Genomic DNA, 23,911 nt, shown 5'->3' with positions numbered 1-23,911 from the left:
AAACAATTGATCGTCAGCCATCATCTGCCCCTGCTTCGCCCCGTCATCGAATCATAGCAAAGCGGCTACGGCAAATGGTGCTGAGTACGCTCAGCCATCTCGCGGACGGCGAGATCGTGGGTGTGGCCGGATGCCGTTTAGACGAAAGATTCTCACCCTCTCAGGATGAGGCAGGAGAGCTTGTCGCGCAGTAAGTTGAACTCACAGCATGCTCGGCAGCACGCGATCCGGCGGCTTGTGCGCGTCGAGGAAGGTGCGGATGTTGATGATCACCTTCTCGCCCATCTCGACGCGGCCCTCGATCGTGGCCGAGCCCATATGCGGAAGCAGCGTCACCTTGCCGGCCTTGGCGAGCCGCACCAGCTTCGGGTTCACCGCGGGCTCGTGCTCGTAGACGTCGAGGCCGGCGCCGCCGATCTCGCCGCCTTCGATCAGCTTGATCAGCGTGTCCTCGTCGGTGACCCCGCCGCGCGCAGTGTTGACGATGTAGGCGTCCTTGCGGATCAGCTTCAGCCGGCGCGCCGACAGCAGATGGTAGGTCGCCGGCGTGTGCGGACAGTTCACCGAGATGATGTCCATCCGCGCCAGCATCTGGTCGAGGCTTTCCCAATAGGTCGCGCCCAGCTCTTCGGCGATCTTCGGCGCCACCGGCCGGCGGTTGTGGTAGTGGATCTGCAAGCCGAAGGCGCGGGCGCGACGCGCGACCGCCTGGCCGATACGGCCCATGCCGATGATGCCGAGGCGCTTTCCGCCGATGCGATGGCCGAGCATCCATGTCGGCGACCAGCCCGGCCAGGGTTTTCCTTCCGTCAGGATCGAGGCGCCTTCGATCATCCGCCTGGGAACGGCGAGGATCAGCGCCATGGTCATGTCGGCGGTGTCTTCGGTCAGAACTTTCGGCGTGTTGGTGACGGTGATGCCGCGGGCATGCGCGGCCTCGACATCGATGTTGTCGACGCCGTTGCCGAAATTCGCGATCAGTTTCAGCCTGCAGTCGGGCTGGTTGACGATATCGGCGGAGATGTGATCGGTCACGGTTGGGACCAGCACGTCGGCCGTGCGTGCGGCTTCCGCTATCTGCTCGCGCGACATCGGCGTGTCGTCGAGATTGATCCGCGCGTCGAACAGCTCGCGCATCCGGGTCTCGATCGAGTCCGGAAGCTTGCGCGTCACCACGACGAGGGGCTTTTTCTTCACCGACATGTCCTGCCCTCATGAGGCGTTGCGAGCCGCCTCTGTCGCCAAAGGCCGGCCGTTGAGGCCTCATTAACCCGGTTGTTCGACACTGCGTTTGCCGTGTCGTCCCCGGCGTTTCCTTCAAGCTCTCCCGACATTTCCGGCCGGAAAATCGGGACAAACCGGTTGTTCAGACGTCCGTCCTCTCTAGCAGAAGGCCGGGCCAAGACAAGAACCACGGGTAAAGGGCTCGGGAACACCCGCATGGGGCGGGTCACAGGGGCGACAGCGGCCTGGTTTTGGAATTTTGAAGTGAGGGGGCCCGGCTCGGCCGGACCTTCGACAGGAGACGGGTTGATGGCGTTGGGGCGTTTTTGTTCGGTGATGGCGCTCGTTTGCACCTGGTTGAGCGCTTCGGTCAGTCCCGGGCATTCGGCAAAGGACAGCACACCCCAGACTGCCTCGGGCCTCCCGGTGCCGCGCTACGTCAGCCTGAAATCGGATCACGTCAACGTCCGCGCCGGCCCGACCAAGGACAATGACGTCGCCTGGGTCTACACCCGCTCCGGCCTGCCGGTCGAAATCACAGCCGAGTTCGAGAACTGGCGCCGGGTCCGCGATTCCGAGGGCGCCGAGGGCTGGGTCTATCACTCGCTGCTGTCGGGCCGCCGTACCGCTGTCGTCACCATGAAGCACAAGGACGAGCTCGCGCCGATCTACGATCGCGCCGATCCCGACAGCGCGGTTGCGGCCAGGCTCCAGGCCGGCGTCGTCACACAGGTGAAGAAGTGCAGTGCAAACTGGTGCCGCGTCAGCGGTAACGGCTTTGACGGCTGGATCCAGCAGGAGCGCCTCTGGGGCGTCTACTCGGACGAGCAGGTGAACTGACGGGGGGTGGGAGCGGAGCTGTTGCTCCACCGTCATGCCCGGGCTCGTCCCGGGCATCCACCCGCTTCTCGACCAGTCCAAAAACGTGGATGGCCGGGACAAGCCCGGCCATGACGACGAATTCAGCAGTTTTAGACGATCTCAGCGCTTCTTGCGCAACCGTACGACCATGTCGATGCGGGCGATCTCGTAACCCGCCGGCACCTCCGGCATCTTGGACAGCGCCAGATGCGGATCCTCGATGTCGACCAGCTCGTGGCTGTTTTCGAGATAGTAGTGATGGTGAGTCGTGACGTTGGTGTCGAAATAGGTCTTGGTGCCGTCGACGCTGACCTGACGAAGCAGACCGGCATCGGTGAGCTGGTTCAGCGTGTTGTAGACGGTTGCCAGCGAGACCGGCACCTTGGCCAGCGTCGCTTCCTCGTAGAGCATTTCAGCCGTGAGGTGACGTGCACCCTTGCCGAACAGGAGCCAACCAAGCGCCATGCGCTGGCGCGTCGGACGAAGCCCGGCGGACTGGAGCATTTCGTTGACGTCGTGCCACGGGCAACCGGTCAAAGCCGGCTGGCGGCCGGACATAAGAGCCGCCGCATGGGCCTCTTCGTCGCGATAGGGCGCGTTATTTTCGTTCATTTCCAGCTTCGGGCACGCGTGAACACTGTAATCCTGCAACATATATGGAGAGATAGATGCAGATGCAAGTTTCTCGCAACTAGAGTGGTTCTAATCAGCGAGGGAACCGGTCCCGCGGCCCGTCATTTTACCTTCATGAGAGCGCTTTGCTACCCGAAATGGCCTGTGTTAGAGAGCCCGCGGTTCCGCTTAACCGATTTTGGCGCGACCCGGCATTGAGGGCCGCTCGCTATCCATCCAGGGTCTTTCAGTATTCTCGTCTGACAATGGCAACAGATGTTGCCTTTCGAACAGGATGGGGCCCATTTTCGCCGGAAACGCCGCTCAATCGGGGTTTGAACACAAAGGCTTCCGCATGCTGAACAGGCGCAACGGTTACGAATATGAGGATCTGCTGGCATGTGCCCGCGGCGAGATGTTCGGCCCTGGCAATGCGCAATTGCCGCTGCCGCCGATGCTCATGTTCGACCGCATTACGGACATCAGCGAGACCGGCGGTGAATTCGGCAAGGGGGTGGTGCGCGCCGAGCTCGACGTGAAGCCCGACCTCTGGTTCTTCGGCTGCCACTTCAAGAACGATCCGGTGATGCCCGGCTGCCTCGGGCTCGATGCGCTGTGGCAAATGGTCGGCTTTTATCTGGGCTGGAGCGGCGGTGAAGGTCGCGGTCGCGCGCTTGGCCTGAACGAGCTGAAGTTCAGCGGTCAGGTGCTGCCGGAGGCCCGCAAGGTTGTGTACAACATCGATATCAAGCGCGTGATGCGTTCAAAGCTGGTGCTCGGTATCGCCGACGGATGGCTTTCGGTCGATGACCAGATTATCTATCGCGCGAAGGATTTGAAGGTCGGCCTGTTCAAGCAGGGCACGAGCCTGGGCTGAGCGCATCACCACGAAGACAACGATTGAGGCGAGGCTGTCATGAGGCGGGTTGTGGTCACCGGGATGGGCATTGTCTCCTCCATCGGAAACAACACCCAGGAAGTGCTTGCGAGCCTTCACGAGGCGAAGTCGGGCATTTCGCGGGCTGAGAAATATGCCGAGCTCGGCTTCCGTTCCCAGGTGCAGGGTGCGCCGACGCTCGATCCTTCGACGGTGGTCGACCGCCGCGCCATGCGTTTCCTCGGTCAGGGCGCGGCGTGGAATCACATCGCGATGGAACAGGCGATCCAGGATTCCGGTCTATCGCCTGACGAAATCTCCAATATTCGCACCGGCATCATCATGGGCTCCGGCGGCCCGTCCGCTCGCACCATCGTCGAGGCCGCCGACATCACCCGCACCAAGGGACCGAAGCGCGTTGGGCCTTTTGCAGTGCCGAAGGCGATGTCCTCCACGGCCTCCGCGACGCTTGCGACCTGGTTCAAGATCAAGGGCGTGAACTATTCGATCTCGTCGGCCTGCGCCACGTCGAACCACTGCGTCGGCAACGCCTATGAGACGATCCAGATCGGCAAGCAGGACGTCATCTTCGCCGGCGGCTGCGAGGAGCTGGACTGGTCACTGTCGGTGCTGTTCGACGCCATGGGCGCGATGTCCTCGAAGTACAACGACACGCCCGCCACGGCCTCGCGTCCCTACGACGTCAACCGCGACGGCTTCGTGATTGCCGGCGGCGCCGGCGTGCTGGTGCTGGAAGAGCTCGAGCACGCCAAGGCGCGCGGCGCGCGCATTTACGGTGAGATCGTCGGCTACGGCGCGACGTCCGACGGCTACGACATGGTCGCACCGTCAGGCGAGGGCGCCGAGCGCTGCATGCGCATGGCGATGTCGACCGTGAAGACCAAGGTCGACTACATCAATCCGCACGCGACATCGACGCCGGCCGGCGATCCGCCGGAGATCGACGCGCTGCGCAGGGTGTTCGGAAGCGGCGAGAAGTGCCCGCCGATCTCGGCGACCAAGGCGTTGACCGGTCACTCACTCGGCGCAACCGGCGTGCAGGAAGCGATCTATTCGCTGCTGATGATGAACAATGGCTTCATCTGCGAGAGCGCCCACATCCAGGAACTCGACCCCGTGTTCGCCGACATGCCGATCGTGCGCAAGCGCATCGACAACGTCAAAATCGGCACCGTGCTGTCGAACTCCTTCGGCTTCGGCGGCACCAACGCCACGCTGGTGTTCAGCCGGCTGGACGCGTGACGCCATTGTCGGCGCAGCGTTGATTTCCTCGTCATGGCCGGGCTTGTCCCGGCCATCCACGGCTTGGCCTCCGGCTTCGAAGGGCGTGGATGCCCGGGACAAGCCCGGGCATGACGAAAGCGGAAAGCGATCGAAACGATGCAGGAATTAATGAAAGGCAAGCGCGGTCTGATCATGGGCATCGCCAATGATCATTCGATCGCCTGGGGCATGGCGAAGACGCTGCATGCCCACGGCGCCGAGCTCGCCTTCACCTTCCAGGGCGAGGCCCTGGGCAAGCGCGTCAAGCCGCTGGCCGAGCAGCTTGGCGTCGATATGGTGCTGCCCTGCGACGTCGAGGACATCGCCAGCGTCGACGCCACGTTCACGGCCTTGCGCGAAGAGTGGGGCCGGCTGGACTTCGTGATCCACGCGATCGGCTTCGCCGACAAAAACGAGCTCAAGGGCCGTTACGCCGACACCAGTCGCGAGAATTTTTCGCGCACCATGGTGATCTCCTGCTTCTCCTTCACGGAAGTGGCAAAACGCGCTGCCGAACTGATGACGGAGGGCGGCAGTATGATCACGCTGACCTTCGGCGCCTCGGAACGCGCGATGCCGAACTACAACGTGATGGGCGTGGCCAAGGCGGCGCTGGAAGCCTCGGTGCGCTATCTTGCATCCGATTTCGGACCGCGCGGCATCCGCGTCAACGCGATCTCCGCCGGCCCCATCCGCACGCTCGCCGGCTCCGGCATCGGCGAGGCGCGCGCGATGTTCGCCTTCATGCAAAAACATTCCCCGCTCCGCCGCGGCGTCACGCTCGACGAACTCGGCGGCTCGGCGCTGTATTTGTTGTCGGATCTCTCCGGCGGCGTGACCGGCGAGATCCACTATGTCGATTCCGGCTACAACATCGTCCTGATGCCGCGGCCGGACGATATGAAGACGGAAGACTGAAGTGTGAGCACGATCTGTTCGGAAAACCGCTTCGCACTTTTCTGGATCATGCTCTAACCGGCCGCGATCTTCTCCGCGCGCTGGAACGCCGGCCTCGCCATGCAGCGCGCGAGGTAGGCATCGAAGGCCGGGCGCGACGGCACCATCTTGAACAGGCGCACCGCGAAGTTCAGGCCCGATCCGATCGTGATGTCGGCGGCCGAAAATTCCTCCCCGAGAATCCACGGCCCCTTCGCAAGCACGGCTTCCAGCACGTCGAAGACCTGCGTCGCGCTGCCCCAGGCCGCGGTCGATGTCGGGAGCTCGATCTTGGTGAAGATCTGGATGATGGCGGGTTCGATGCAGCCCGGCGAGAAGAACAACCATTGCAAGTAACGCGCGCGGCGCGGATCGGCCACGGCTGGCGCCAGTCCGGTCTCAGGATAGCGATCGGCAATGTAGGCGCAGATGGCGGCGGCCTCGCCGAGCGCGGCATCGCCGTCGGTCAGTGCCGGAACCTTGCCCATCGGATTGACCTTGAGAAAATCCGGCGCTTTCTGCGCGCCGGTCGAAATGTCGGTCAGCACGCGCTCATAGGGCAGGCCGCTTTCCTCCATCAGCCAGAGCGTCGTGAACGAGCGCGAGCGAGGCGACCAGTAGAGCTTGATCATCGAGCTTTTCCGTCTTTCTTCCACCGATAATACTTCATCACAAAACCGTTCGAGGGCTCGATCTCTTGCTTCTCGAACACAAAGCCCTCGCGCTCGTACCAGCGCCAGGCTTTCTCGTTCTCGCGGACGCAGCGCAGATACATTTCATCCGGCATTTGCGTGCGGGTGAAGGCGAGCAATTTTCGTCCGAGCGATTGGCCCTGATAGGCGGGCGCGACGAACAGCATGTCGAGATAGAGTTTTGGCAAATGCAGCGCCAGCATCGCGGCGATCGTGCCGTTGTCGTCGGCGACGAACAGGCTCCAGCCGTCCCCGATCTCGCGCCGGATGCGCGCACGCAAGTTTGCCAGCAGGAAGTCGCTCGCCTCGCCGAGCCCGGTCGAGATCCAGCTCTCCATCCAGACACGGCCGATCTCGTCGTATTCGTCCGCGCGGGCCGGGCGGATGATGGGATGGGACATCGAGGCCTCAGGTCCGCTGGCTGCGCACGGATGGCCGTGCGCGCACCTTGCCCGCCGACAGGCACACCACCTCGGAGATTTGCAGGAGTTGCCGCGCCAGCGGACTGGTCTTGCGCCAGACCATGCCGATGGTGCGCGACGGCTGCGGGTCGCGGAAGCGCGCCAGCGAGACCGAGGCCGATCGCGTCTCCACCTGCACGGCCATCTCCGGGATCAAGGTGACGCCGATGCCGGCGCTGACCATCTGGACCAGCGTCGACAGCGAATTGGCATCCAGCATCTCGCGCGGCGGCGCCGATTGCATGTTGCAGAATGACAGCGCCTGATCGCGGAAGCAGTGCCCCTCTTCGAGCAACAGCAGCCGCATCTCGCGCATCATCTCCCGGGATGGTGCCGGCGTTCCCTCATCCGCGCTCGGCCGCACCAGCAGGAATTTTTCCTCGAACAGGGCGACCTCGGTGAGCGAGGGCTCGGACACCGGCAACGCAACGATGGCGGTATCGAGCCGGCCTTCCACCAGTTCCTGGATCAGCCGCGGCGTCATCGTCTCGCGCACGCGGATGTCGAGCTCCGGATGCATGCGCGTCAGGTTCTTGGTGATCGTCGGCAGCAGATAGGGCGCGATCGTCGGAATCATGCCGATGCGCAGCCGTCCGGAGAACCGGTCCTGCGAGGCGCGGGCGAAATCGCCGAGCTCGTCGACCGAGCGCAAGATATCGCGGACGCGCTGCGCGAGCTCCTCGCCAAATCGGGTCAGCGCCACCTGCCGGGCGCTGCGCTCCAGCAGCAGACCGCCGAGCGCCTCCTCCAGCTCCTTGATCTGCATCGACAGGGCTGGCTGCGAGATCGAGCAAGACTCAGCCGCGCGCCCGAAATGACTGTGACGCGCCAGGGCGTCGAAATACCGGAGCTGGCGCAGGGTGAGGTTTAGCATCAGAAAATCTTATCGCTACGATCATTAAAGTCAACTTCCCCTGATCGAACGCGAAGCTTAGAGTGCCTCTACCTGGTCAAAGGCGCGAGTTCGACGCCACCAGAGGAGGTATTCATGGACGACACTTCAAAGTGCCCGTTTTCGGGTGGAAAACGTGTGCCGGCGAACCGTGATTGGTGGCCGACCCAGCTCAGCATCGAGATGCTGCACAAGAATTCGGCCAAGTCCGACCCGATGGACAAGGACTTCGACTACGCCAAGGAGTTCAAGTCGCTCGACCTGAACGCGGTCATCAAGGACCTGACCGCTCTGATGACTGAATCGCAGGAATGGTGGCCCGCTGATTTCGGTCACTACGGCGGCCTCATGATCCGCATGGCCTGGCACAGCGCGGGCACCTACCGCACCACCGACGGTCGCGGTGGCGCCGGCGCCGGACAGCAGCGTTTTGCGCCGCTCAACAGCTGGCCCGACAACGCCAATCTCGACAAGGCACGCCGTCTGCTCTGGCCGATCAAGCAGAAATACGGCCGCAAGATTTCCTGGGCCGATCTGATGGTGCTGGCCGGCAACGTCGCGCTGGAGTCGATGGGCTTCAAGACGTTTGGCTTTGCTGGTGGCCGCGTCGACGTCTGGGAGCCGGAAGAGCTGTATTGGGGTCCGGAAGGCACGTGGCTGGGCGATGAGCGCTACAGCGGCGAACGCCAGCTCGCCGAGCCGCTCGGCGCGGTGCAGATGGGCCTGATCTACGTCAATCCGGAAGGCCCAAACGGCAAGCCGGATCCGGTCGCCGCGGCCAAGGACATCCGCGAGACCTTCGCCCGCATGGCGATGAACGACGAAGAGACCGTCGCGCTGATCGCCGGCGGCCACACCTTCGGCAAGACCCATGGCGCTGGCGATCCGTCGCTGGTCGGACCGGAGCCGGAAGCGGGCGCGCTCGAGGATCAGGGCCTCGGCTGGAAGAGCAAGCACGCTTCGGGCATTGGCGGCGATTCCATCACCAGCGGTCTCGAGGTGACCTGGACGACGACGCCGACGAAGTGGAGCAACAACTTCTTCGAGAACCTGTTCAAGTACGAATGGGAGCTGACGAAGAGCCCGGGCGGTGCGCAGCAGTGGACGGCCAAGGGCGCCGAGGCCATCATTCCCGATGCCTTCGACAAGTCCAAGAAGCATCGGCCGACGATGCTCACGACGGATCTCTCGCTGCGTATGGATCCGGCCTATGAGAAGATCTCGCGCCGCTTCCTCGAGAATCCCGATCAGTTCGCGGACGCCTTCGCCCGTGCCTGGTTCAAGCTCACCCATCGCGACATGGGTCCAATCCAGCGCTATCTCGGCCCGCTGGTGCCGAAGGAAACGCTGATCTGGCAGGATCCGATCCCGGCCGTGAATCACGAGCTGGCCAGCGAGCAGGATATCGCCTCGCTGAAGACCAAGATCCTGGCTTCGGGTCTGTCGGTCTCGGAGCTGGTCTCGACCGCATGGGCGTCGGCCTCGACGTTCCGCGGCTCGGACAAGCGTGGCGGCGCCAACGGCGCGCGCATCCGCCTCGCCCCGCAGAAGGATTGGGAGGTGAACGAGCCGGCTCAGCTCTCGAAGGTCCTGGGCAAGCTCGAAGCGATCCAGAAGGACTTCAACGCGTCATCCGGTGCGAAGAAGGTCTCGCTGGCGGACCTCATCGTGCTCGGCGGCACCGCCGCAGTCGAGAAGGCCGCGAAGGATGCCGGCGTCGACGTCAAGGTCGGCTTTACGCCGGGCCGCATGGATGCCTCGCAGGAGCAGACCGACGCCGCTTCGTTTGCTCCGCTGGAGCCGCGGGCCGATGGCTTCCGCAACTTCATCGGCAAGCGGCAGCAGTTCATGATGCCCGAGGAGGCTCTGGTCGATCGTGCGCAGCTGCTCCGGCTTACCGGCCCGGAGATGACGGCGCTCGTCGGCGGTCTGCGCGTGCTCGGTGCCAATGCGAACGGTTCGAAGAACGGCGTCCTCACCTCGAAGTTGGGAACGCTGAGCAACGACTTCTTCGTCAACCTGCTCGACATGAGCACGCAGTGGACGCCGGCCGGCACCGACGGCACCTATGAAGCCCGCGACCGCAAGACCAATGCGGTCAAGTGGACCGGCACGCGTGTCGACCTGATCTTCGGCGCGCACTCGCAGCTTCGCGCCTACGCCGAGGTCTATGCCACGTCGGATTCCAAGGAGCAGTTCGTCAAGGACTTCGCCAAGGCCTGGACCAAGGTGATGAACCTCGACCGGTACGACATCGCGGCCTGATCCCAAGGCCCAGCAAGCGACCAATAAAAAGGGCGGCCGCGAGGCCGCCCTTCGTGTTTCTGGCAGGTAGCGAGATTTACTCGCCGGCCGCTTCGCGCGCGGGCTGCTGGCTCTCGCCCTTGCCCTCGAGGTCTTCGCCGGTCTCCTGGTCGACCACCTTCATCGACAGGCGGGTCTTGCCGCGGTCGTCGAAGCCGAGCAGCTTGACCTTGACCTTGTCGCCTTCCTTGACGACGTCGGAGGTCTTCTGCACGCGCGCCGAGGCGAGCTGGCTGATGTGCACGAGGCCGTCCTTGGAGCCGAAGAAGTTCACGAAAGCGCCGAACTCCATCACCTTGACGACGGTGCCGTCATAGATCTGGCCGACTTCCGGATCGGAGGCGATCGACTTGATCCACTTGATCGCGGCCTTCATCGCCTCGCCGTCGCTGGAAGCGACCTTCACGGTGCCGTCGTCCTCGATGTTGACCTTGGCGCCGGTCTTCTCGACGATCTCACGGATCACCTTGCCGCCGGTGCCGATCACTTCGCGGATCTTGTCGGTGGCAATCTTGAAGGTCTCGATGCGCGGTGCGTATTCGCCGAGCTCGGCGCGGGCGTTGGTGAGCGCCTTCGACATCTCGCCGAGGATGTAGATACGCCCATCCTTGGCCTGGCCGAGCGCGACCTTCATGATCTCCTCGGTGATGCCCTCGATCTTGATGTCCATCTGGAGCGAGGTGATGCCCTGCTCGGTACCGGCGACCTTGAAGTCCATGTCGCCGAGATGGTCCTCGTCACCGAGAATGTCCGAGAGAACCGCGAAGCGCTTGTCTTCGAGGATCAGGCCCATCGCGATGCCCGCGGTCGGCCGCTTCAACGGCACGCCGGCGTCCATCAGCGCGAGCGAGGCGCCGCAGACCGATGCCATCGACGAGGAGCCGTTGGATTCGGTGATCTCCGACACCACGCGCGTGGTGTAGGGGAATTCGTGGTGCGGCGGCAGCACCGGGTGGATCGCGCGCCAGGCGAGCTTGCCGTGGCCGATCTCGCGGCGCTTGGTGCCGCCGAGGCGGCCGGTCTCACCGACCGAGTAGGGAGGGAAGTTGTAGTGCAGCAGGAACGTCTCTTTGTACGTTCCCGACAGCGCGTCGATGTACTGCTCGTCCTCGCCGGTGCCGAGCGTGGTCACGACCAGCGCCTGGGTCTCGCCGCGGGTGAACAGCGCCGAGCCGTGGGCGCGGGGCAGCACGCCGACTTCGGCGACGATGTTGCGCACGGTCTTGGAATCGCGGCCGTCGATGCGCTTGCCGGTGTCGAGAATGTTCCAGCGAACGATCTTGGCTTCGAGCTCCTTGAACACGCCGCCGATGCGCAGCTTGTCGTATTTCGGCTCCTGGCCTTCCGGGAAGTAGTGCGCGATCACCTTCTCCTTGACCTTGCCGACCGCGGCGTAGCGATCCTGCTTGACCGGGATGGCGTAGGCGGCGCGCAGTTCCTGCTCGACCATGCCGAGCATTTCCTTTTCGAGCGCCGAATTGTCGATCGTGGTGACCTCGCGCGGCTCCTTCGCGGCCTTTTCGGCGAGCTCGATGATCGCGTTGATCACCGGCTGGAAGTGGCGGTGACCGAACATCACGGCGCCGAGCATGATCTCTTCGTTCAGCTCCTTGGCTTCCGATTCCACCATCAGCACGGCGTCCGCGGTGCCGGCGACGACGAGGTCGAGCTGGGTGTCGACCATCTCGTCGAGCGTCGGGTTGAGGATGAACTCGTCATTGGCGAAGCCGACGCGCGCGGCGCCGATCGGGCCCTTGAAGGGAGCGCCCGACAGGGTCAGCGCAGCCGACGAGGCCACCAACGCGACGATATCCGGATCGTTTTCCATGTCGTGCGAGAGCACGGTGACGATCACCTGGGTCTCGTTGCGCCAGCCGTCGACGAACAGCGGACGGATCGGACGGTCGATCAGGCGGGAGACCAGCGTTTCCTTCTCGGTCGGACGACCCTCGCGCTTGAAATAGCCGCCGGGAATGCGGCCGGCTGCGTAGGTCTTCTCCTGGTAGTCGACGGTCAGCGGCAGGAAGTCGACGCCTTCGCGGGGCGACTTCGCGGCAACGACCGTGGCGAGCACCACGGTCTCGCCGTAGGTCGCGACGACGGCGCCGTCGGCCTGGCGGGCGATCTTGCCGGTTTCGAGCTTGAGAGGGCGTCCACCCCAGTCGATCTCGACTGAATGCTTATTGAACATAGAGGTCTTCTTTCATGGGTTCTCGAAAGAAGGACGGGTCGAAAAACAAAAACCATGCGCAAGATTGCGGGACGTTGATCGAAGCGGGCGATCAGCGTCCTGCGATCCTGCCATGGTTTTTGGATTTCGGATGGCGTCCATCCCTTCGGGTCATACGGGCGCCTTGCCCGTTGTGCCCAGCCGCCGGATTGCTGCTGGACTGTCAGTCGGCACGAACGCGAACACCGAAGCGCGGTGTTCGCCCATCATGCCCGGATGCTCGCCGTCAACGGCTCGCATCCGACGCGCACGCAGCCTCGACGAAAAACCTTTAAACAAACGCTTTCGTTCGAAATCACGCGCGAAAACGCGCGCCGGTTGGCGCGCGCAAGAACTCTTAACGACGAATGTTGTGCTTCTCGAGCAGCGCCTTGTAGCGCGCCTCGTCCTTCTTCTTGACATAGTCGAGGAGCGAGCGGCGGGTCGAGACCAGCTTCAAGAGGCCGCGACGCGAATGGTTGTCCTTCACGTGGGTCTTGAAATGGTTCGTGAGGTTGGCGATGCGTTCCGACAGGATCGCGACCTGAACCTCTGGCGAACCGGTATCGCCGGCCTTGTTGGCATTCGTCTTGATGACTTCCGCTTTGCGTTCTGCGGCAATCGACATCGGTCAATTTCTCTCGTTGCGATCGGCGCTGGCAGTCAGGCCGGTCAGGTTGAACACACGCTTGGGGATGATTTCGCCATTGCCGACTTCGGCAAGCGCGAGAAGCCGGCCTGCCACCGTGACATAGACTGTGCCGCTACAAGTGGGCGCATCCCGTCCGCGCAACAAAACGGCCTGGCCCCGATGGAGCCTTGCCGCATCAGCCCGAGTGACGGCCAGTGCCGGGATGTCGTCCAGCGCGGTCTCAACGGGCATAAGCGCGTCGGCGAGGCTACCCTCGCCGGACGCGGCTCTATCGCACAAAGCCTCCAGTTGATCCAGCGGAATCATGTCGTTCTCGCCAAATGGGCCGACCAGGGTCCGCCGGAGCGCGCAGATATGGCCGTAAGTGCCGAGAATCCGGCCCATATCGCGGGCCAGCGCGCGGACATAGGTGCCCTTGCCGCACTCGGCCTCGAACACGGCCCGGTCGCTATCCGATTGATCTACAAGGCTTAAACGATGAATCTCGACCGGACGGGGGGCCAATTCCACGATCTCGCCGTCGCGGGCGAGGTCGTAGGCGCGCTCGCCCTGGACCTTGATGGCGGAGTAGCGCGGCGGGATCTGCTGGATCACCCCGGTGAAACGGGGCAGCAGGGCCTCGATGGCCTCCCGGGTCGGGCGCTGGTCCGAGGTCGCGGTCGCCCGGCCCTCGATGTCGTCGGTGTCGCGCTCCTCGCCCCAGCATACCGTGAACCGGTAGCGCTTGCGGCCGTCCATGACGAAGGGGACGGTCTTGGTGGCCTCGCCAAGCGCGATCGGCAGGCCGCCGGAGGCCAGCGGATCGAGCGTGCCGGCATGGCCGGCGCGTTTGGCGTTGAACAGGCGCTTGAGCACGGCAACGGCCTGCGTCGAGGTCATGCCGATCGGCTTGTCGAGCACGACCCAGCCGTGGACGTCGCGGCGGTCGCGGCGCGGCTGGTTGCCCTTCTGCTTGTTGGCGCGCGGATCGTTGTTGACGCGGCGCGGCTCCTGATGCGGCTGAGAATTGCCGCTCATGTCCGCAGAATTATTTTTCTGCACGTCGAGCTGATCGGCCTCTTCGCCGCCGATCGTGCCGTGAGCCGGGTCCATCGTCATCGTTCTTCTTCCCGATCCGTATCCGGATCCTGTTCCAAGTCCTGTTCGAGGTCCTTCTGCACCGCGGGTGTTCGCAAAAGCTTCTCGATCCGTTCCGCTTCGTCGAATCGTTCGTCGACGCGGAAGCGAAGGTCAGGTGCAAATTTCAGGTTAACGCGCCGCGCGACCTCGCCGCGCAGGAATTTCTTGTTGCGCTCGAGCGCAGCGAGGACGATCTCGGTGTCGCGGCCACCGAGCGGCATCACATAGACTGTTGCGAGCTTCAGGTCGGGCGACATCCGCACCTCCGGCACGGTGATGATGTGGCCTTCGAGGTCAGCATCATGCACGCTGCCTTGCGCCAGAATCTCGGCTATCGCATGGCGAACCTGCTCGCCGACCCGCAACTGACGTTGCGAGCCGCCGGACGCGGAACTCTTTTTCTGATGATGGCGGGGCATGGTCTGAAAATCACCTCGTCATGCCCGCTTTTGGGACACGGGCATTGTCATTTGTCTTGCTGAAACGAAGAGGGGTGGATGGCCGGAAAAATCCGGCCATCGCACTCCCGCAATTCAGTTCAAAAAAGATCCAGGCGCTTCGGTAAGATTTGGACTTACAGGGAGCGCTGGATCGTCTCCACGCGGTAACACTCGATGACGTCACCGGCGCGCATGTCGTGATAGTTCTCGAAAGCCATGCCGCATTCCTGACCGGACTGGACTTCCTTCACTTCGTCCTTGAAGCGCTTCAGCGTCGACAGCTTGCCTTCGTGCACGACGACGTTGTCGCGGATCAGGCGCACGTTGGCGCCGCGTTCCACGGTGCCGTCGGTGACGCGGCAGCCGGCGACCTTGCCGACCTTGGAGATGTTGAAGATCTCCAGGATCGCGGCATTGCCGAGCATGGTTTCCCGCAAGGTCGGCGCGAGCAGGCCGCTCATGGCCTTCTTCACGTCGTCCACGAGGTCGTAGATGATGTTGTAGTAACGGATCTCGATGCCGTTGCGCTTGGCGGCCGCAGCGGCCTCCTTGTTCGCACGAACCGAGAAGCCGATGATCGCGGCGTTGAAGCCTTCCGCGAGCGTCACGTCCGATTCCGAGATGCCGCCGACACCCGCATGCAGGATACGCGCGGCGACTTCGTCGGTGCCGAGCTTCTCCAGCGAGCCGAGGATCGCTTCCAGCGAGCCCTGCACGTCGGCCTTGATGATCAGCGGGAATTCCTTGCGGCCCGCCGTCTTCAATTGCGACATCATCTGCTCGAGCGAGCCGCGCATGCCGGAGATCGAGGCAGCCGCGTTCTCGCGCTTCTGGTGCGCGCGGTAGCTGGTGACCTGACGGGCGCGGGCTTCGTTCTCGACCACGGCGAGACGATCGCCGGCTTCCGGCGGACCGTTGAAGCCGAGCACCTCGACCGGCACTGACGGACCTGCCTCCTGCACCGTCTCGCCCTGATCCGAGATCAGCGCGCGGACGCGGCCCATTTCGGCGCCGGCGACGATGATGTCACCGACACGGAGCGTGCCGCGCTGGACCAGAACGGTCGCGACCGGACCGCGGCCACGATCGAGCTTGGCTTCGATCACGGTGCCTTCGGCCGGACGATCGGAATTGGTCTTGAGGTCGAGGATGTCGGCCTGGAGCGCGATCATCTCGAGCAGCTTGTCGAGATTGGTCTTGTTCTTCGCCGACACTTCGACGTCGACGACTTCGCCGCCGAAGGATTCCACCTGCACCTCGTGCTGGAGCAGCTCGGTGCGCACGCGCTCGGGCTTGGCGTCGGGCTTGTCGATCTTGTTGATGGCAACAATGATCGGCACCCGCGCCGCCTTGGCGTGGTTGATGGCTTCGATCGTCTGCGGCATCACGCCGTCGTCGGCAGCAACCACCAGCACGACGATGTCGGTCACCTTGGCGCCGCGGGCGCGCATCGCGGTGAACGCGGCGTGGCCGGGCGTGTCGATGAAGGTGATCTTCTTGCCGCTTTCGGGCGACAGCACCTGATAGGCGCCGATATGCTGGGTGATGCCGCCGGCTTCGCCGGAGACCACGTTGGCATGACGGAGTGCGTCGAGCAGCGAGGTCTTGCCGTGGTCGACGTGACCCATCACGGTCACCACCGGCGAGCGCGGCTCGGTATCGGTGGAATCGTCGATGGCGTCGAACAGGCCTTCTTCAACGTCGGACGCGGCAACGCGCTTGACGGTGTGACCAAGCTCCTCGGCGATCAGCTGCGCGGTGTCGGCATCGATCACGTCGGTGATCTTGTGGATCGCGCCCTGCTTCATCAGCATGCGGATGATTTCCACCGCGCGCTCCGACATGCGGTTGGCGAGCTCCTGGATGGTGATCGCTTCCGGAATGACCACCTCGCGGATGAGCTTTTCCTTCGGCTCGTTCGCGGCATGGCCTTTCAGGCGCTGGGTGCGGCGGCGGAACGAGGCGATCGAGCGCTCGCGGACGTCGTCGGCATTGAAGGCGGTGACGACCGTCAGGCGGCCGCGCTCCTTCTGCGGGCCGGGCTTGTGGGTGGGCTTGGGAGCGACCACAGGCCGCGCAGCGCCGCCGGGGCCGCGACGGATCTGGCGCGGACCCTCGTCCTCGTCCGGTCCGGCTGCGACAGCAGGGGCGCGGCCCACCGGGCCTCCCGGCCGCTGCGTGGTCGTTCCGGGCCGCGCGGTCGTTGTTCCCGGGCGTGCCGTGGTGGTTGTGCCGGGGCGCGCCATCGGCGCTCCGGGGCGCGCTGCAGGAGCGGCCGAGGTCGCGGTTGCAGGGCGCACCGCGGATTGCGGCTGCTCGCCTTCGCCAAAACGCTTCTTGGCCTCGGTTTCGGCCTTCCGCTTGGCTTCCTCTTCGTGACGGTGACGCTCCTCCTCGGCCTTGCGGCGGGCCTCGGCGGCCTCGCGATCGGCACGCTCGGCGCTTTCGCGGACCGCGCGGCGCTGGGCCTCTTCCTCGGCATGGCGGCGCTCTTCGACTTCGCGCACCTTGGCATCGGCCAGCGCGCTGGCGCGGGCGGAACGTTCGTCCTCGGTCAGCGTGCGCAGCACCACGCCGGAGCCGGCGTTGCGCGGCGGCGCGGGGCGGGCCGGAGCAGGCTTGGGCGCGGCGGCGGCCGGCGCGGGCTTCGCCACCTCGGCCACCTGCGGCTCGGGGCTGCCGTCGACACGGCGCTTGCCACGCTTCTCGACCACGACCTGCTTGCTACGGCCATGACTGAAGCTCTGGCGCACGGTGCCCGTTTCGACGCGCGGCTTGAGCGATAGCGTCTTGCTCGGAACGCTCAGCTTCTTGTCGCCAGGGGTCTTGGTATCAACCATTAAGCAGTCCTAATCCTGATCTTGTTGTCTTGTGCGTTGCCGCACCGTGCTATCGGGTGGTCGTTGTCTCTCAGAAATCCTGGCCGGGCTTTTCGGCAGTCCTGTCAGCGTCCGCCATCCGGTATCGGACCAGCATCTGGCTACGTGACAGGAATGACTTGCTCGCCGGGCCCGCGAGCACGGCAGCATGTATCACATTTGACCGGGTAAGTGCCAAATCCAATTCTGTCGATTTTAGTGCGGTGACGACGGGAATCGGCGGCTTGGCGCCGCGATTTCCCTCATTTTGACGCGCCAGCATGTCCAATTTGCGGATTCCGTCCGCGGCCCCGTCGCTGGCATGGATCAGGACCTCGACCGTACCCTCCCGAAGCGCGCTTTCGACCTTGCCGAAACCGGCCACGATCTGGCGCGCCTTGGCGGCAATCCCAAGGGCTTCGACCACGCTCCGGACCAGGAGCGCCTCGACGTCGGCGGGAAGCGTCTGAGGGATGCGCAGCTCGCGCTTGAAGGCTTTGGTAAAATGGTGACGCCGAACGGCTTCCGCAACCACCTCGCGCGAGGCGGTGACCCACATGCCGCGTCCGGGCAGCTTGCGCTTGAGATCGGGAACTATGTGCCCTTGGGGCGAGACGACGAAGCGGATCAGCTCGTCGATCGGCCGGACCTCGCGGCTGACCGCACACATCCGCACGGTCGCGGACCTTTCGGTCCGCGGTCCATGGTCGAGTTCGGGGTCAGTATCGGCGAGCATCCGGGTGACATCCTCCTTCGCCTTAAGCCGGCTGATCTTCGGTCGCCTCGGCCTCTTCGGCGGGCTTGGCGAGATCGGCCTCGGTGATCCAGCCGGCCTTGACGCGGGCCTGCATGATCATCGCTTCAGCATCGTCACGGGAAATTTCCAGGCCATCGAGCGCGCCCGGATATTTGGTCTGCTCGCCGCCTTCCTTGCGCTCGGTCCAGCCGACCAGATCGTCCGTGGCGCAGCCGGCGAGGTCGTCGACCGTCTTGATGTCGTTCTCGCCGAACTTCACCAGCATCTTCGAGGTGACGCCGGGCACGTCCTTCACGGCGTCCTCGACGCCGAGCTCCTTGCGCCTGGCCTCGAGCTCGGCTTCCAGCTGTTCGAGATATTCACGGGCGCGGTTCTGGAGTTCCTGCGCGGTCTCCTCGTCGAACCCCTCGATGCCGGCGAGTTCCTTGACGTCCACCATCGCGAGTTCCTCGACCGAGGTGAAGCCTTCGGACGCCAGCAATTGGCCGACCACTTCGTCGACATTGAGCGATTCCATGAAGACGCGGGTGGAGTTCTCGAAATCGGCCTGGCGGCGCTCCGATTCCTCCTGCTCGGTCAGAATGTCGATATCCCAGCCGGTGAGCTGCGAGGCCAGACGCACATTCTGGCCGCGGCGGCCGATCGCCAGCGAGAGCTGGTTGTTGGTGTCGGGCACGACGACCTCGATGCGCTCGCGGTCTTCGTCGATGACGACCTTGGAGACCTCGGCCGGCGCCAGCGCGTTGACCACGAAGGTCGCGATATCGGGCGACCAGGGGATGATGTCGATCTTCTCGCCCTGCAATTCGTTCACCACCGCCTGCACGCGCGAACCGCGCATACCGACGCAGGCGCCGACCGGATCGACCGAGGAATCACGGGAAATCACGCCGATTTTTGCGCGCGAGCCGGGATCGCGGGCGACCGCCTTGATCTCGACGATGCCGTCATAGATCTCGGGCACTTCCTGCGCGAACAGCTTTGCCATGAACTGCGGATGGGTGCGGGAGAGGAAGATCTGCGGGCCGCGAGTCTCGCGGCGGACGTCGAAAATGTAGGCGCGGACGCGGTCGCCGTTGCGGAACACTTCGCGCGGCAGCATCTCGTCACGGCGGATGATGGCCTCGCCACGGCCGAGATCGACGATGACGCTGCCGTATTCGACGCGCTTGACGACGCCGTTGACGATGTCGCCGATGCGGTCCTTGAATTCCATATATTGCCGGTCGCGCTCGGCTTCGCGCACCTTTTGCACGATCACCTGCTTGGCCGACTGCGCGGCGATGCGGCCATATTCCAGCGGCGGCAGGGTGTCGGCGATGGTGTCGCCGACCTGGGCACCGGGATTGGCGCGCTGCGCATCCACCAGCGAGATCTGGTTGGAATGGTTTTCGACCGTTTCGACGACCAGCATGTGGCGCGACAGCCGGAGCTCGCCCTTCTTCGGGTCGATCTCCGCGTGGACGTCGGTCTCGCTGCCGTAACGGGCCCGCGCCGCCTTGGCGATTGCATCCTCCATCGCCGCGATGACGATGCCGCGGTCGATCGATTTCTCGCGCGCAACGGCGTCGGCGATCTGAAGCAATTCAAGTCGATTGGCGCTGACTGCCATGGCTAGTCTCCTTCGTCAGGATCGATTTCGCCCCGTCGCGCGCGTTCGGCGGCCAGGCGATGTTTCTTGGTGTTGGTCGGGGCCGGCTTCTTCGTAGGGGCCGGCGCCGGCTTCTTAGTCGGCTTGGTGATCTTGGTCGTTTTTTCGCTGATGCTGGCGTGCGGTGCCGCCGGCGGCTCCAGGCCGAGATTGCGGCGCATCTCGCGTGCCTGGGCCTTGCCGCGGCGCATGGATTCCGCGATCAGCTCGTCGGTCAGCACCAGTCGCGCCTCGGCGATATCTTCCATCGTCAGGAGCACCTCGGCAGCCTCGCCCGCCTTGACGTCGTCGCGATGCAGATGCACGCGGTCGCCTTCGACGGGGCCGATCGTGCCGCGGAACCGCTTTCGGCCCTCATGGGCGACCGCCATCTCGACCTTCACCAGATGGCCGGCATAACGCTCGAAATCGGAGCGGCGCACCAGCGGGCGGTCGATCCCCGGTGAGGAGATTTCCAGCCGATAGGCGCGATCTACGGGGTCGGCGACGTCGAGCACGGGCGACAGCGCCCGCGAGATCGCCTCGCAATCCTCGATCTGCATGGAGCCGTCCGGCCGCTCGGCCATAACCTGCACGGTGCAGCCTGATTCCCCGGAAATGCGGATCCGCACCAGGCGGTAGCCCATGCCTTCGAGCACCGGCCCCGCCACCGCGGACACCCGTGCCGCGACGCCCGGCTCGACCACGAGCCTCGGCTCGGCCAGCAATTCGGCATCCGTGGAACCAGGGTTCGGTTCGGTCATGTCAGAGGTCAAGGCGCTCGATATGGTTAAGGCTTGGTTTAAGATCTCAAAGCTCGCTTCGGAACTCTCCCGACAGATCACCGGGCCGCACATCTTCTTCCACCAAGCCGCGTTCAGGTAATAAAAAAGAGCGGGTCCTTTCGGGCCCACTCTCACTACGCGGATCGTATGAGAAGATGAATTGGCGGTGATATAGCGCCTTCCGCCCTCTCGGACAAGGCCCATTGCGGGGCGCGCGAGGCTTTTTGCCGCCCGCCGGAGCAACGCTTCCTTCACCTCCGAGGCCTAGATTCCCTGATTGTGGGGCGGCTTGGACCAGGGCGCACCCGCGGCGTGCCTCGTACGAGTTTGCGTTTTCATGACCGTTGCCACGTCGCTCATCCCCGGACTGGACGATATCGTCAAACGCGGCGACCCGCGGCGTCGCGGCGAGATCGCGCACGCCATCTCCCAATTGTTCTTTCAGGACGCCGCGAACCTCCGTCCCGATGTCGTCGATCTCTTCGACAATCTGCTGATCGATCTCGTCCCGCATGCCGAACTCGCCTCGCGCGTCGATCTCGCCGAACGCTTCTCGCGCCTGAACAACGCGCCGCGGCATCTCGTGAGTCAGCTCGCGCGCGAAAACGAAATCGCGGTGGCAGGCCCCGTGCTGCGCCATTCCCCCGTGCTCGACGACGACGCTCTCGTCGAGATCGCGCGACTGAAAGGCCAGGGCCATCTGCTGGCGATGAGCGAGCGACCCACGCTGTCGGCTGTCATCACCGACGTGCTGGTCGAGCGCGGCGATCGCGACGTGGTACGCCGCGCCGCGGGCAATGCCGGCGCGGAGTTCTCGCCTGGCAGCTATTCCGAGCTGATCAAGCGTGCCGCGCAGGATGGTGTGCTGACGCTCAAGATCGGCCAGCGTAGCGATCTTTCGGGTGAGAACCTGAAACAGCTTCTCGACGGTACGCTCGACGTCATCCGCCGCCGCCTCTCGAGCGTGGTCAATCCCGTGCGTCAGGTCGAGATCAAGCGCGCCATGGAGGCCATCGAGGAAGCCACGCTGCCGCCGGGCCCGCGTCGCGATTTCTCGGGAGCGCAACGTACGGTGCTGGCCTTGCATCGTGGCGGCCACCTTGGCGAGAGCGCGCTGTTTGGCTTCGCGAAGGCCTACAAATACGAGGAGGCGATCGCTTCGCTCTCGGCGATGTCCGGAGTCCGCCTCTCGGTCCTCGACCGCCTGATCACGGGTGACCGCTACGATCCAATCCTGGTTCTGGGGCGTGTGCTGAATGTCAGCTGGCCGACGGTGCGGGCGCTGATCCTGATGTGGCACGGCCCGAATCGCACGCCAGCCGACGCCGATCTTGAGCAGGCGCGCGCGAACTTCACGCGCTTGATGCCGACGACCGCCGAGCGCGTCGTGAATTTCTGGCGCAACCGGCAGACGATCTAGACCCGCCTGAATCGCAGATACGCGGCCTTGCGGCCTTCGCGCGTGGCCTTTCGGCCGTAGCGCGTCATCGTGTATCCGTCCCACGGCAGGCGAAAATCATCGGCGCGCTCCGCGAGCCAGACAAAGTCCTGCGAGCGCGACAGATGCGACAGCGTCCAGGCGCAGTATTCGTCGATGTCGCAGACGAAGCGAAATTCGCCGCCGGTTTTCAGCACGCGCGCCATCGCGGCGATGGTCCGGTCCTGGACGAAGCGCCGCTTCCAGTGCCGCCGTTTCGGCCACGGATCGGGATGGATCAGGTCGATCCGCGACAGCGACGCCTTCGGCAGCCAGGCCAGGAGCTCGGCGGCATCGCCCGCGAACAGGCGGATGGTGCCGATCTCGGCGGCCTCGATCTGCGCGAGGATCTTCGCCATGCCGTTGACGTAAGGCTCGCAGCCAATGAAGCCGGTTGTGGCGAAGTTTTGCGCTTCCGCCGCAAGATGCTCGCCGCCGCCGAAGCCGATCTCGAGCCGCAAATCGTCGACGGCGGGACCGAAGATCTCGCGGGCATCCGCCGGTGCTGCGCGGTCGATGGCGAGCGCAAGACGCGGCAGCAATTGATCGATCAGCTCGGCCTGGTGCTGCCTGAGCTTGTGGCCCTTGCGGCGTCCGAAGAAGGCGCGCTCGCCCTCCTCGCGATCGGTATCTGATTTGCGCTCACTCATCGTAGTGTTTGATACAGGCGATGGAGCAGCCGCGCGCGCGGTTCGAGCGACGAGACATAGAGCTGCTCATAATGAGTGTGCGCGCCCTTGCCGTCGACGCCGAGCCCGTCGAGCGTCGCGGTGTGGGCGGCGGTGAAATTACCGTCCGAGCCGCCGCCGGTGTGAACGTCGACCAGCTCGAAGCCGATCTCCGTGGCGACGGTCTTTGCATGTTCGTACAGCGAGGCGCCTGCATTGCTCTTCTCGTAAGGCGGACGATTGAGCCCGCCCGTGACCTTGACGGTGACGCCATCCGTCTTTGATGTCAGGGCGAGGATCTTGCCGACGAATTCATCCGCGTCCTTGAGGCTCAGCACGCGCAGATCGATTTCGGCATGGGCTTCTTCCGGCGTCACGTTGGGCCGCGTGCCGCCGCGCACCACGCCGACATTGACGGTGACGCCGCGCGCCAGGTCGTTCATCGCTTCCAGCGCCAGGATGACGTTGGCGAGCTCGCGGATCGCGCTGCGGCCATCCTGGGGCCGCGTGCCGGCATGCGCCGGCACGCCCTTGATGAAGACTTCGAATCGCCCGACGCCCTTGCGGCCGGTGACGATCTTGCCGCCGTCGCGCGCCGGCTCCGTCACCAGCACGTATTTGGCCTTGCGCCCTTCGGTCTCGATGAGTGCGCGAGAGGTCGGGCTGCCGATCTCCTCGTCGGAGGTGAACAGATGGGTGATGCCGAGCGGCGAGCGATCGGCCGTGGCACAAAGCGCGCGAAAGGCGTGGTGGGCGATGTAGGCGCCGCCCTTCATGTCGTAGATGCCGGGACCGAACGCGCTGTCGCCTTCGACCTTGAACGGCAGGCGCTCGATGAATCCCATGGGATGAACGGTATCGAGGTGGCTCAGCACCAGGATGCCGGGCCGGTCCTGGCCCCAGGTCGAGCGCGCCACGAGATGATCGCCGCAGCCATCGACGCCGGAGACGCGCTCGAGTGTAACGGGGAGATCGCGGTATTGCTCCGCGACCATCGAGACCAACTTGTTGACCTGTCCAGGCGCATCCGTTGGCGTCTCGACCTCCACCCAGCGGCGGATTCCATCGAGAATAGTTTGAGAATCGAACCAATTGGAGCTGACCATGAGCGCATCTGTGCCTTTGAATCGCATCATCAGGGAGGACGCGCATCAAAGCGCGGCCACAAATGAC

The 23,911-nt window shown here is 64.3% G+C and carries 22 protein-coding genes; 7 read left to right on the top strand and 15 right to left on the bottom strand.

Annotation, left to right across the window (positions count from 1 at the left end; translation table 11 throughout):
• Positions 1-194: hypothetical protein (locus AC0L2F_RS32670; protein WP_473251193.1), on the top strand; the 194-nt coding region annotated here is incomplete at its 5' end.
• 7 nt (positions 195-201) lie between these two features.
• On the opposite strand, the gene AC0L2F_RS32665 is transcribed toward AC0L2F_RS32670, so the two are convergent.
• On the bottom strand, positions 202-1,203 hold the full coding sequence (locus AC0L2F_RS32665) for a 2-hydroxyacid dehydrogenase (RefSeq protein WP_007603918.1): 1,002 nt from the start codon (positions 1,201-1,203) through the stop codon (positions 202-204).
• Between the two features lie 330 nt (positions 1,204-1,533).
• Between AC0L2F_RS32665 and AC0L2F_RS32660 the strand changes: the two genes are divergently transcribed.
• Positions 1,534-2,064, top strand: a complete 531-nt coding sequence (locus AC0L2F_RS32660) for an SH3 domain-containing protein (protein WP_007603917.1) — start codon at positions 1,534-1,536, stop codon at positions 2,062-2,064.
• A gap of 141 nt (positions 2,065-2,205) precedes the next feature.
• Here the strand turns inward: AC0L2F_RS32660 and irrA are convergent, their stop codons facing one another.
• A complete protein-coding gene (gene irrA, locus AC0L2F_RS32655) occupies positions 2,206-2,697 on the bottom strand; it encodes an iron response transcriptional regulator IrrA (RefSeq protein WP_035973469.1) in 492 nt (163 codons plus the stop codon).
• Positions 2,698-3,052: 355 nt separating this feature from the next.
• Here irrA and fabA point away from each other — a divergent pair, with 355 nt between their 5' ends.
• From fabA to fabI, 3 genes are all read left to right on the top strand, one after another.
• Positions 3,053-3,574, top strand: coding sequence for a bifunctional 3-hydroxydecanoyl-ACP dehydratase/trans-2-decenoyl-ACP isomerase (fabA, locus tag AC0L2F_RS32650; protein WP_007603915.1), 522 nt, complete (start codon positions 3,053-3,055; stop codon positions 3,572-3,574).
• Between the two features lie 39 nt (positions 3,575-3,613).
• A complete protein-coding gene (gene fabB, locus AC0L2F_RS32645) occupies positions 3,614-4,837 on the top strand; it encodes a beta-ketoacyl-ACP synthase I (protein ID WP_007603913.1) in 1,224 nt (407 codons plus the stop codon).
• A gap of 138 nt (positions 4,838-4,975) precedes the next feature.
• Entirely contained in the window at positions 4,976-5,776 is an 801-nt protein-coding gene (gene fabI, locus AC0L2F_RS32640) for an enoyl-ACP reductase FabI (protein ID WP_035973468.1), read from the top strand.
• A 53-nt stretch (positions 5,777-5,829) separates the two neighbouring features.
• On the opposite strand, the gene AC0L2F_RS32635 is transcribed toward fabI, so the two are convergent.
• Genes AC0L2F_RS32635 through AC0L2F_RS32625 form a run of 3 tightly spaced genes read right to left on the bottom strand, consistent with a single transcriptional unit; the run spans position 5,830 to position 7,821 of the window.
• Positions 5,830-6,426: a glutathione S-transferase family protein gene (locus tag AC0L2F_RS32635; RefSeq protein ID WP_473251192.1), complete on the bottom strand. Its 597-nt coding sequence runs from the start codon at positions 6,424-6,426 to the stop codon at positions 5,830-5,832.
• Positions 6,423-6,887 (bottom strand): GNAT family N-acetyltransferase, encoded by a 465-nt coding sequence (locus AC0L2F_RS32630; protein WP_063992158.1) that lies wholly within the window; start codon positions 6,885-6,887, stop codon positions 6,423-6,425. The genes AC0L2F_RS32635 and AC0L2F_RS32630 overlap by 4 nt, the downstream gene beginning before the upstream one ends.
• Positions 6,888-6,894: 7 nt before the next feature.
• Entirely contained in the window at positions 6,895-7,821 is a 927-nt protein-coding gene (locus tag AC0L2F_RS32625; RefSeq protein WP_473251191.1) for a hydrogen peroxide-inducible genes activator, read from the bottom strand.
• A gap of 114 nt (positions 7,822-7,935) precedes the next feature.
• Here AC0L2F_RS32625 and katG point away from each other — a divergent pair, with 114 nt between their 5' ends.
• Positions 7,936-10,104 carry a catalase/peroxidase HPI gene (katG, locus tag AC0L2F_RS32620; protein ID WP_473251190.1) on the top strand — a complete coding sequence of 723 codons (2,169 nt, stop codon included), beginning with the start codon at positions 7,936-7,938 and terminating at the stop codon, positions 10,102-10,104.
• Positions 10,105-10,180: 76 nt separating this feature from the next.
• On the opposite strand, the gene pnp is transcribed toward katG, so the two are convergent.
• The 8 genes from pnp to rimP all read right to left on the bottom strand — a co-directional run bounded on the left by pnp (position 10,181) and on the right by rimP (position 20,572).
• A complete protein-coding gene (gene pnp / locus AC0L2F_RS32615; protein ID WP_007603907.1) occupies positions 10,181-12,334 on the bottom strand; it encodes a polyribonucleotide nucleotidyltransferase in 2,154 nt (717 codons plus the stop codon).
• A 376-nt stretch (positions 12,335-12,710) separates the two neighbouring features.
• Positions 12,711-12,980 carry a 30S ribosomal protein S15 gene (rpsO, locus tag AC0L2F_RS32610; RefSeq protein WP_007598346.1) on the bottom strand — a complete coding sequence of 90 codons (270 nt, stop codon included), beginning with the start codon at positions 12,978-12,980 and terminating at the stop codon, positions 12,711-12,713.
• 3 nt (positions 12,981-12,983) lie between these two features.
• Positions 12,984-14,102: a tRNA pseudouridine(55) synthase TruB gene (gene truB, locus AC0L2F_RS32605; RefSeq protein WP_473251189.1), complete on the bottom strand. Its 1,119-nt coding sequence runs from the start codon at positions 14,100-14,102 to the stop codon at positions 12,984-12,986.
• Positions 14,099-14,542, bottom strand: coding sequence for a 30S ribosome-binding factor RbfA (gene rbfA, locus AC0L2F_RS32600; RefSeq protein ID WP_007603905.1), 444 nt, complete (start codon positions 14,540-14,542; stop codon positions 14,099-14,101). Before rbfA ends, truB begins: the two co-directional genes overlap by 4 nt.
• Before the next feature lie 155 nt (positions 14,543-14,697).
• Positions 14,698-17,403, bottom strand: a complete 2,706-nt coding sequence (gene infB / locus AC0L2F_RS32595; protein ID WP_007603902.1) for a translation initiation factor IF-2 — start codon at positions 17,401-17,403, stop codon at positions 14,698-14,700.
• Between the two features lie 70 nt (positions 17,404-17,473).
• Complete coding sequence (locus AC0L2F_RS32590; RefSeq protein ID WP_473251188.1) at positions 17,474-18,157, bottom strand: RNA-binding protein; 684 nt, start codon at positions 18,155-18,157, stop codon at positions 17,474-17,476.
• A gap of 22 nt (positions 18,158-18,179) precedes the next feature.
• Positions 18,180-19,790, bottom strand: coding sequence for a transcription termination factor NusA (gene nusA, locus AC0L2F_RS32585; RefSeq protein ID WP_007603900.1), 1,611 nt, complete (start codon positions 19,788-19,790; stop codon positions 18,180-18,182).
• A gap of 2 nt (positions 19,791-19,792) precedes the next feature.
• Entirely contained in the window at positions 19,793-20,572 is a 780-nt protein-coding gene (rimP, locus tag AC0L2F_RS32580) for a ribosome maturation factor RimP (protein WP_473251195.1), read from the bottom strand.
• A gap of 358 nt (positions 20,573-20,930) precedes the next feature.
• On the opposite strand from rimP, the gene AC0L2F_RS32575 reads away from it, so the two are divergent.
• Entirely contained in the window at positions 20,931-22,013 is a 1,083-nt protein-coding gene (locus AC0L2F_RS32575; RefSeq protein ID WP_473251187.1) for a DUF2336 domain-containing protein, read from the top strand.
• On the opposite strand, the gene AC0L2F_RS32570 is transcribed toward AC0L2F_RS32575, so the two are convergent.
• A complete protein-coding gene (locus AC0L2F_RS32570) occupies positions 22,010-22,720 on the bottom strand; it encodes a tRNA (guanine(46)-N(7))-methyltransferase TrmB (protein WP_473251186.1) in 711 nt (236 codons plus the stop codon). The genes AC0L2F_RS32575 and AC0L2F_RS32570 overlap by 4 nt on opposite strands.
• Positions 22,717-23,874, bottom strand: a complete 1,158-nt coding sequence (locus AC0L2F_RS32565) for a M20 family metallopeptidase (RefSeq protein WP_473251185.1) — start codon at positions 23,872-23,874, stop codon at positions 22,717-22,719. The genes AC0L2F_RS32570 and AC0L2F_RS32565 overlap by 4 nt, the downstream gene beginning before the upstream one ends.
• Between the last annotated feature and the right edge of the window lie 37 nt (positions 23,875-23,911).

The organism is Bradyrhizobium sp. Ken64 (assembly GCF_055807555.1).
The sequence above is the reverse complement of the archived record's forward strand: the minus strand, read 5'-3'. Positions and strand labels throughout refer to the sequence as shown.

What these genes read in the sequence shown, in the direction of transcription:
- katG (WP_473251190.1), top strand. Translation starts at nt 7,936, where the DNA reads ATGGACGACACTTCAAAGTGCCCGTTTTCGGGTGGAAAACGTGTGCCG.
- pnp (WP_007603907.1), bottom strand. Translation starts at nt 12,334, where the DNA reads ATGTTCAATAAGCATTCAGTCGAGATCGACTGGGGTGGACGCCCTCTC.
- fabI (WP_035973468.1), top strand. Translation starts at nt 4,976, where the DNA reads ATGCAGGAATTAATGAAAGGCAAGCGCGGTCTGATCATGGGCATCGCC.
- AC0L2F_RS32575 (WP_473251187.1), top strand. Translation starts at nt 20,931, where the DNA reads ATGACCGTTGCCACGTCGCTCATCCCCGGACTGGACGATATCGTCAAA.
- AC0L2F_RS32635 (WP_473251192.1), bottom strand. Translation starts at nt 6,426, where the DNA reads ATGATCAAGCTCTACTGGTCGCCTCGCTCGCGCTCGTTCACGACGCTC.
- AC0L2F_RS32660 (WP_007603917.1), top strand. Translation starts at nt 1,534, where the DNA reads ATGGCGTTGGGGCGTTTTTGTTCGGTGATGGCGCTCGTTTGCACCTGG.
- rpsO (WP_007598346.1), bottom strand. Translation starts at nt 12,980, where the DNA reads ATGTCGATTGCCGCAGAACGCAAAGCGGAAGTCATCAAGACGAATGCC.
- AC0L2F_RS32630 (WP_063992158.1), bottom strand. Translation starts at nt 6,887, where the DNA reads ATGTCCCATCCCATCATCCGCCCGGCCCGCGCGGACGAATACGACGAG.
- AC0L2F_RS32590 (WP_473251188.1), bottom strand. Translation starts at nt 18,157, where the DNA reads ATGCTCGCCGATACTGACCCCGAACTCGACCATGGACCGCGGACCGAA.
- fabA (WP_007603915.1), top strand. Translation starts at nt 3,053, where the DNA reads ATGCTGAACAGGCGCAACGGTTACGAATATGAGGATCTGCTGGCATGT.
- rbfA (WP_007603905.1), bottom strand. Translation starts at nt 14,542, where the DNA reads ATGCCCCGCCATCATCAGAAAAAGAGTTCCGCGTCCGGCGGCTCGCAA.
- irrA (WP_035973469.1), bottom strand. Translation starts at nt 2,697, where the DNA reads ATGAACGAAAATAACGCGCCCTATCGCGACGAAGAGGCCCATGCGGCG.
- truB (WP_473251189.1), bottom strand. Translation starts at nt 14,102, where the DNA reads ATGACGATGGACCCGGCTCACGGCACGATCGGCGGCGAAGAGGCCGAT.
- AC0L2F_RS32565 (WP_473251185.1), bottom strand. Translation starts at nt 23,874, where the DNA reads ATGATGCGATTCAAAGGCACAGATGCGCTCATGGTCAGCTCCAATTGG.
- infB (WP_007603902.1), bottom strand. Translation starts at nt 17,403, where the DNA reads ATGGTTGATACCAAGACCCCTGGCGACAAGAAGCTGAGCGTTCCGAGC.
- fabB (WP_007603913.1), top strand. Translation starts at nt 3,614, where the DNA reads ATGAGGCGGGTTGTGGTCACCGGGATGGGCATTGTCTCCTCCATCGGA.
- AC0L2F_RS32625 (WP_473251191.1), bottom strand. Translation starts at nt 7,821, where the DNA reads ATGCTAAACCTCACCCTGCGCCAGCTCCGGTATTTCGACGCCCTGGCG.
- nusA (WP_007603900.1), bottom strand. Translation starts at nt 19,790, where the DNA reads ATGGCAGTCAGCGCCAATCGACTTGAATTGCTTCAGATCGCCGACGCC.
- rimP (WP_473251195.1), bottom strand. Translation starts at nt 20,572, where the DNA reads ATGACCGAACCGAACCCTGGTTCCACGGATGCCGAATTGCTGGCCGAG.
- AC0L2F_RS32665 (WP_007603918.1), bottom strand. Translation starts at nt 1,203, where the DNA reads ATGTCGGTGAAGAAAAAGCCCCTCGTCGTGGTGACGCGCAAGCTTCCG.
- AC0L2F_RS32570 (WP_473251186.1), bottom strand. Translation starts at nt 22,720, where the DNA reads ATGAGTGAGCGCAAATCAGATACCGATCGCGAGGAGGGCGAGCGCGCC.